Here is a 7,817-nt window from a genome sequence, read left to right on the forward strand (position 1 = left end):
AAACCTTTTACCGATCGGCATCCGCCGGCATATATTCCGGGACCAGCTTGGCCATCAGGCGCTTGGCGCCTTCCGCGTCGCCGGCTTCGAGCAATCCCTTCAGCGTATCCAGTTCCCTGCCGAGTTTACTCCACGGCAATTTCGCTTCACGAGCGCGCATGATCCGGTCATGCGCGGTTTTTTCCGGACTCTCCCCGATGAGAAGCTCTTCATAGAGTTTTTCGCCCGGACGCAATCCGATTTCGCGAATTTCGATGTCGCCATCGGGATTTTCGGCCGAACGGACCGTCAGCCCCGACAAATGGACCATCGTCACCGCCAGATCGTGAATCCGGACCGGCTGCCCCATGTCGAGCACGAACACCTCGCCGCCCGTGGCCATCGCACCAGCCTGAATGACGAGCTGCGACGCCTCGGGAATCGTCATGAAATATCGCGTGACATCGCGATGGGTGATCGTGACGGGCCCGCCCCACGATATCTGTTCGCGGAATTTCGGAACCACCGAACCGCTTGAGCCCAGGACGTTTCCGAACCGGACCATGGAAAAAATCGTGCTCGTTTTCCGGTCGGCGCGCGCCTGGAGGACGAGTTCGCAAATACGCTTGGACGCCCCCATCACATTGGTCGGCCGTACCGCCTTGTCGGTGCTTACGAGAATGAAGCGGTCCACGCCGGCCGCCTCGGCGGCGAGGCAGCAATGCAGCGTGCCGAAGACATTGTTCCAGAGCCCCGCGACCGGGTTCGCCTCAACGAGCGGCACATGCTTGTAGGCCGCCGCGTGAAACACGATCTCGGGCGACCAGCGCGCGAATTGCCTCTCGATCGCGCCCTTCTGCCCGACATCGACCAGTTGCTCGACCAGTTCGACGGCAATTCCGTCGCGCGCCATCGTCGTGCGCAACTCGTCGGCGATCGCATAAAGCGCGAATTCCGATTGCTCGACCAGAACAAGGCGGCCGGGTCCGCGACGGATGATCTGGCGGCACAATTCGCTGCCGATCGATCCGCCGGCGCCGGTGACCAGCACGGTTCGCCCGACCAGCGCAGCCTCGAGCAGCGCTTCGTCGGGGGGGACGGGTTCGCGCCCGAGCAGCTCTTCGATCTGGATTTCGCGCAGGTCGCTGACCGACACCTTGCCGTCGATGATGTTGCCGATGCTGGGAAGCGAACGCACATGAACCGCAGCGTTGCGCAGACTCTCGAATATCTCGCGGCGCCTTGCGCGCGACACGCTCGGCAGCGCGAGCAGGACCTCATCGACGGCAAGATCGTCGACGAGCCGGTCGATCGCTTCGGGAAGATAGATCGGAAGCCGGTCGATGAGCGCCCCGACGAGCAACGGATCGTCATCGATGAAGCCGGCAACCACAACGTGATTCTCGTGTCGGAGCGCTTGCGCAAGCTGCTGGCCTGCCCGTCCCGCGCCATAGATCAGCACGCGGCTTGAAGCCACAGCGCCGCGGCCGCCCGACATTAGGTCCACGAGAACATAACGAATGGCCAGACGGCTGCCGACGAGCAGCATGAGGAAGATGATCGGTTGCAGCACCCCCATCGTCCGGGGGACGCCCGAAGCCCCGATGAACAGAAAGGAGAAGCTCATCGGCAGCGCCATCAGGAAACACGCCCAGACGAGCCCGAACATCGTCCGGCTGCCGGCGGACCGGATGATCGAAAGATAAATGCCGCTCAGCCAGGCCACCACGAACCAGCTGGGCAGCGCGACCGCGATCAGCAGCAATGCGGTGCGGCTGCCGAGATCCCAGTATCCGACGCGAAGAGAGAGGGCGAGCCACACCGAAAAGACGCACAGCACGGCGTCGATCAGCACCGCCATGATCCTGCGATGATGCCGTTCGCCGTTAGCGAGCAGGGTAATCACATCCCCGAATATCGATACTATGCGCGATTCGATGGAACGCAAATTGCTGCCACTCATGACGTTTTCTTTGCTTGGGCTTGGGGGCTACTAACTTTCGGCGGCCAAGGAGAGCGGCTCGAAGCGGGGTCGGAGTGTCATTCTGGTCACTTGCTGCCAACGGACACTCAGAACATGGCGGCATAGGCTGGCTGCTATTGAAAGCTGCCGGGATAAGCAAGCCATTTGAGCAGGCAGCGTCAGGAACAAAGGGGGGCCGATTCGCGCGGTTGGCCCAACGCGGCGGCGACTGCCTTCGTTTTATTGAGGCCCGATTTTACCGACGCGCAGCACTGACAGATGCGTTGGGCATTCAAAATTTGGATGGCATCTTTCACATTGATCGACAGGCTGGCGTTCGCGATTCGTCCGGCAACCCGCAGGCTTGTGCCCGATCGAACGTAATTGGAAGTCGACGCTAATCACTAGAAACTCAGCTATCAGCGGGAATCGAGCATTCAGGTTAGCCTGCTGCCGCTGGTAGACGCCATCGCAACCTAACCACAGTCAAGCGGCTTCCACCAAGCCCGCAGTCTGGAGATAGCGGCGATCGGTCCCTTCGAGCGCGATCGCCGTCAGGACGCCGGATTTATAGGCGCCGGTATCGATTCCGATGCGGTTCGGGCATTCATCGACATCGTTCTGGATCGTGTGACCATGTACGACCATGACGCCATGGTCGCGACCGTCGCCCAGAAATTCGTCACGAATCCAGCGCAGGTCTGCCAGCGCCTGCCGTTCCAGCGGCACGCCCGGACGAATACCGGCGTGGACGAAGACATAGTCGCCGATCGCGATCACATCCTCGCCATTGCCAAGAAAATCGACATGCGCCTGCGGGACCATCGGCGGCAATTTTTCCGCGACCTCTTCGAAGGTCGCGTCAGCGAGGTTGGTATCGTCGTTCCAATAACTTTGGACCGTCGCCTCGCCCCCGATGCGCATGAAATAGCGCAAACGGCGGACATCGCCCGTCAACGCCGCCAGGAAACATTCCTCATGATTGCCGATCAACAGGCGCAGTTCGTCGAATTCGCCGCGCAAGCCGAGCGCGCGTTCGACCACTTCGGCCGAACGGGGGCCGCGGTCGACAAGGTCCCCGAGCAGGATCAAGCTGACGCGCGCCGGACCGAGCGCGGCGTTGTCGGCGCGGATCAGCGCGATCAGCTCGGCGAACAAATCGTCGCGCCCGTGAATATCGCCGATCGCATAGACGCGCTGCCCTGCCGGGATGGCGAAGCTGGCCGGGGGCGGCGGAACCGGCTTGCTCTTACGCTTCCAGAACATGAAAACCCAACTTCCAAATATATATATATATATATCGAGCGCGCGAAAGGCGGCTTGCGCATCGCGGATGCCTCTAGCCTCCGCCGTTCCGCGAGACAATATACAGCTTTATCACGCAAATGTTGCATTGATGTCGTCTATCCGGAAAATCCGCCGCGATCATCGTTGCTTAAGGGTGTTGCAAGCTTTGCCGGCTATTCCGCGATAGCGTATCGATACCCGCCGCCGGTCGCGGCCGGGCTTTCGGTCAGGAGATTGATATGAAGGTGATGACCGTTTTCGGCACGCGTCCGGAAGCGATAAAGATGTTTCCCGTCGTCCACGCCCTGCGTGCAGAGGCGGGGCTGGACGCGCGCGTCTGCGTCACCGCGCAGCACCGCGAAATGCTCGACCAGGTGCTCGAAATCGCGCGCATCGTGCCCGACATCGACCTTGACGTTATGCAGGCCGGCCAGACGCTCGACGGGCTGCTCGCCCGGCTGGTCGTCGGGCTCGGCGAGACTTTCGACGCCGAACGGCCCGACCGCATCCTCGTCCACGGCGATACGCTGACGACGATGGCGGCGACGCTCGCCGCCTATTTCCGCAAGATCCCTGTTGGCCATGTCGAGGCCGGGCTGCGTAGCGGCAACATCTATCACCCCTGGCCCGAGGAGGTGAACCGCAAGGTCGCCGGCGCGGTCGCCGACCTGCATTTCGCGCCGACCGAAACCGCCGCCGCCGCGCTCCGCGCCGAAAATGTGCCCGCCGATCGGATCCATGTGACGGGCAACACTGTCATCGACGCATTGCTCGCGACCACGGCGCGGATCGACGAAGAGCCATCGCTCGCCGCCGGCCTCGACCCGCTGCTCGCGCGCTTCGCAGGCCGGCGGATCATCGCCGTGACCTCGCACCGGCGCGAGAATTTCGGCGACGGGATGAAGGCCATCGCCGATGCCATCGCCGCCATTGCCGCGCGCGACGACGTCGCGGTGATCTTCCCCGTCCACCCCAATCCGCACGTCCGCAGCGCGATGGAGCCCATCCTTGGCGGTCTTTCCAATGTCGCGCTGATCGACCCGCTCGACTATCCGCACTTCGTCCGCCTGCTCGGCGCGTCGGAGCTGGTGCTGACCGACAGCGGCGGCGTGCAGGAAGAAGCGCCCTCGCTCGGCAAGCCGGTGCTCGTGATGCGCGAGACGACCGAGCGGCCCGAAGGGATCGAAGCCGGCACCGCGCGGCTTGTGGGGACCGACAAAGCGCGTATTGTTTCCGAAATTTTCAAGCTTTTGGACGACAAGGACGCCTATACCGCCATGGCCCGCGCCCATAATCCATTCGGTGACGGCACGGCGGCAAGACAGATTGCGGAGATTGTAGCGCGTGCCCATTGATACGGAACAGAAGGTCACGGTCCTCGGGCTCGGCTACATTGGCCTCCCCACCGCGGCGCTGATCGCGCGTTCGGGCTGCAAGGTCACCGGCGTCGATGTGAGCCAGAGCGTCGTCGACACGGTTAACAGCGGCCGCGTGCATATCGAGGAAGTCGACCTCGATGGCCTCGTCCAGGGCGTCGTCGCGCGCGGCGCGCTCGTCGCGTCGACCGGGGTCGCAGCCGCCGACACCTTCGTCGTCGCTGTGCCGACCCCGCACGACGAAGAACACCGCCCCGACATCAGCCACGTCTTGTCCGCAGCACGCGCGATCGCGCCGAAGCTCGAGGCGGGCAACCTCGTCATCCTCGAATCGACCTCACCCGTCGGCACGACCGAAAAGCTCGCCGAACTGATCGCCGAACTGCGCCCCGACCTGAAGGTCCCCGGCGCGTGTAGCGGCGCGGCCGACATCTTCATTGCCTATTGCCCCGAGCGCGTGCTGCCCGGCCGCATCCTCGTCGAGCTGATCGGCAACGACCGCTGCATCGGCGGCATCACCCCGCGCTGCGCGCGCCGCGCGATGACCTTTTACCGCCAATTCGTCCGCGGCGCCTGCGTCACCACCTCGGCGCGCGCTGCCGAAATGGTGAAGCTGGTCGAAAACAGCTATCGCGACGTCAATATCGCCTTTGCCAACGAGCTGTCGATGATGGCCGAGCAGATGAGCGTCGACGTCTGGGAGGTAATCCGCCTCGCCAACCGCCACCCCCGCGTCAACATCCTCCAGCCCGGCCCCGGCGTCGGCGGCCATTGCATCGCGGTCGACCCGTGGTTCCTCGTCCACGGCGCGCCCGATCACAGCCGCCTGATCCGCACCGCGCGCGAGGTCAATCTGGCCAAGACCGCGCATGTCATCGGCGCTGCCGAAATGCTCGTGTCGCAGCACCCCGACGCGCGCGTCGCCTGCCTCGGCCTCGCGTTCAAGCCCAATATCGACGATTTTCGCGAAAGCCCCGCGGTCGAAGTCGCCGCCGCGCTCGCGCGCCGCTTCGGCAAGCGGATCGAGATCGTCGAGCCCTATGCTCGCGGCCTGCCGATGGAGTTTGCGGGTACCGGGGCTGAACTGATCGACCTCGACACGGCGCTTGCGGATTGCGACCTGCTCATCGTCCTCGTCGATCACGACCTGTTCAAGTCGATCCCGATCGAGGAACGTAGCGACAAAATCGTCTATGACACGCGCGGGCTGTGGCTGGACCAGCCGAATGGCCGGAACGGCAGCCGCCTCCACCGCGCGGCCTGAGGCGCCCATGCACTTGACCTCGCGTCGACATTTCCAGCACAAGGTTGCCATGCCGCGGCGCCTGAAGACCCTCGTCGTCGAAAAGCCCTGGGGACGCACCGATATTCCGAGGGCGTTCGGGGATTTCGGTGGCCGCCGAATTGGCGAAATCTGGTTCGCGCACCCCGACGGCGATGACATCGCGGCGACCATGATCAAATTCCTCTTCACATCGGAACGCCTGTCAATCCAGGTGCATCCCGACGATGCGACCGCACAGCGTGCCGGGCTTCGATCGGGAAAAGACGAATGCTGGCTCGTCCTCGACGCCGATGACGGCGCCGAACTCGGCGTGGGGCTGACCGTACCCGTCGGGTTGCAGGAGTTGCGCGATGCCGCGCTCGACGGATCGATAGTCGACCGTATCGACTGGCGACCGGCGCATACGCATGATTTCATCTATAATCCCGCGGGCACGATCCACGCGATTGGCGGCGGCTTGGTCATTGTCGAGGTGCAACAGAATATCGACTGCACCTACCGCCTCTACGACTATGGCCGTCCACGCGCACTCCATCTTGATGAAGGGCTGGCCGTTGCAGATCGCAAGCCCGTTGCCGACCCCCACGACCTCAGGATCGACCCGGCCGAATCGCGCGCACTCGTTAGCGGTCCGCGTTTTCACGTTACGCATCTCGCCGGGCCGATCGTGGACGAGATATGCCTCGCTGGTCGCGACGAAATGACTTTCCTGCCTCTCTCGGACGGTTGTCGTGTCGCGGGCGAGGTTCTAAAGCTCGGCGAAGCGGTGCTGCTCGAAGGCCCAGCGATGATCGACATCGCAGCGGGCGCCCGCGCGTTGCTCGTCTGGTCCTGAAGGGACCGCCACACCCCTCCCCTTGCGGCGACGGGACCTATCTCCCATATCGCGCCGCATGACCAATCCCCATGCGCAAAGTGCCTCGCCCTGGCACGGAACCACCATCCTTTCCGCCCGCAGCGCCGACAAGGTCGTCATCATCGGTGACGGCCAAGTGTCGATGGGCCAGACGGTGATGAAGCCCAACGCCCGCAAGGTCCGCCGCCTCCACGACGGCAGTGTGATCGGCGGCTTCGCGGGCGCGACCGCCGACGCCTTCACGCTGTTCGAGCGGCTCGAAGCCAAGCTCGAACGCCATAACGGCCAACTGCTCCGCGCCGCGGTCGAACTCGCGAAGGACTGGCGCACCGACAAATATCTTCGCAACCTCGAGGCGATGATGATCGTCGCCGACAAGGAAGTGACACTCGTCATCACCGGCAATGGCGACGTGCTCGAGCCCAAGGGTGGTGTCGCCGCGATCGGTTCGGGCGGCAATTTTGCACTCTCGGCGGCGCGCGCACTCGTCGATTATGAAAGCGACCCCGAAGTACTGGCCCGCAAGGCAATGGAGGTCGCTGCCGAAATCTGCGTCTACACCAATGACCAATTCACTTTGGAGACGATCAACATCGCCAGCTGACCAACGAGAACGAGCACTGGCGGATTTTATCCCGCTTTGCCGGCTGCAGTTTCGAGTCCGGCAATTCTCTCCGAACAAATTTCATGAACGGCGCGACCCAATTTTTCGACGCACGCGCCGAGCCAGACAAGTTCGTCTTCGGCGATGCGATAATGCTTCGAATAGCGCGCCTTCACATATGCTTCCTTCAGTTTCTCGAAGCGAGATCGGTCGGCCTTGGTTTCGCGCGGCCAAGCGTCGATCAAGCGCATGTCGATGCGTTCAGCCTGCGCCCGAAGGAAGCCGAGATTATGAACGTGCGGCGTATAGAAGGTGCAAACCAGAAGATGTCAAACGGCGTTCAAAAGGGACCCCCGATCGGCGTCGAAGAGGGACCCCTTTTCGGATATGATGTTGGTTTGTTGAAGATGGCCTTGCGCTGCGTGCGGCGGAGGGCGGGCGTAGCCCGACCGGAGGCGCGCGCAGCG

General features: G+C 63.1%; 6 protein-coding genes and 1 pseudogene. 4 read left to right on the forward strand and 3 right to left on the reverse strand.

Annotation, left to right across the window (positions count from 1 at the left end; genetic code table 11):
- Positions 1-7 precede the first annotated feature (7 nt).
- Positions 8-1,942: a nucleoside-diphosphate sugar epimerase/dehydratase gene (locus VGN62_RS00680; protein ID WP_327450152.1), complete on the reverse strand. Its 1,935-nt coding sequence runs from the start codon at positions 1,940-1,942 to the stop codon at positions 8-10.
- Between the two features lie 486 nt (positions 1,943-2,428).
- On the reverse strand, positions 2,429-3,208 hold the full coding sequence (locus VGN62_RS00685) for a metallophosphoesterase family protein (protein WP_327450154.1): 780 nt from the start codon (positions 3,206-3,208) through the stop codon (positions 2,429-2,431).
- A 260-nt stretch (positions 3,209-3,468) separates the two neighbouring features.
- On the opposite strand from VGN62_RS00685, the gene wecB reads away from it, so the two are divergent.
- From wecB to hslV, 4 genes are read left to right on the forward strand one after another with little or no spacing between them, the layout of a single operon-like run.
- Complete coding sequence (wecB, locus tag VGN62_RS00690) at positions 3,469-4,584, forward strand: non-hydrolyzing UDP-N-acetylglucosamine 2-epimerase (RefSeq protein ID WP_327450156.1); 1,116 nt, start codon at positions 3,469-3,471, stop codon at positions 4,582-4,584.
- Positions 4,574-5,869 carry a UDP-N-acetyl-D-mannosamine dehydrogenase gene (wecC, locus tag VGN62_RS00695; protein WP_327450158.1) on the forward strand — a complete coding sequence of 432 codons (1,296 nt, stop codon included), beginning with the start codon at positions 4,574-4,576 and terminating at the stop codon, positions 5,867-5,869. Before wecB ends, wecC begins: the two co-directional genes overlap by 11 nt.
- A gap of 13 nt (positions 5,870-5,882) precedes the next feature.
- Positions 5,883-6,725, forward strand: coding sequence for a class I mannose-6-phosphate isomerase (locus tag VGN62_RS00700; RefSeq protein ID WP_327450160.1), 843 nt, complete (start codon positions 5,883-5,885; stop codon positions 6,723-6,725).
- A 58-nt stretch (positions 6,726-6,783) separates the two neighbouring features.
- Complete coding sequence (gene hslV / locus VGN62_RS00705; RefSeq protein WP_327450162.1) at positions 6,784-7,350, forward strand: ATP-dependent protease subunit HslV; 567 nt, start codon at positions 6,784-6,786, stop codon at positions 7,348-7,350.
- A 26-nt stretch (positions 7,351-7,376) separates the two neighbouring features.
- Here hslV and VGN62_RS00710 read toward each other — a convergent pair.
- Positions 7,377-7,676: pseudogene (locus VGN62_RS00710) on the reverse strand (nucleotidyltransferase); the annotation flags it as partial.
- Positions 7,677-7,817: the final 141 nt, after the last annotated feature.

This window comes from Sphingopyxis sp. (genome assembly GCF_035998905.1).
Lineage (GTDB): Bacteria > Pseudomonadota > Alphaproteobacteria > Sphingomonadales > Sphingomonadaceae > Sphingopyxis.

Coding starts and splice junctions, on each gene's coding strand:
- VGN62_RS00680 (WP_327450152.1), bottom strand. CDS start 1,942: ATGAGTGGCAGCAATTTGCGTTCCATCGAATCGCGCATAGTATCGATA.
- hslV (WP_327450162.1), top strand. CDS start 6,784: ATGACCAATCCCCATGCGCAAAGTGCCTCGCCCTGGCACGGAACCACC.
- wecB (WP_327450156.1), top strand. CDS start 3,469: ATGAAGGTGATGACCGTTTTCGGCACGCGTCCGGAAGCGATAAAGATG.
- VGN62_RS00685 (WP_327450154.1), bottom strand. CDS start 3,208: ATGTTCTGGAAGCGTAAGAGCAAGCCGGTTCCGCCGCCCCCGGCCAGC.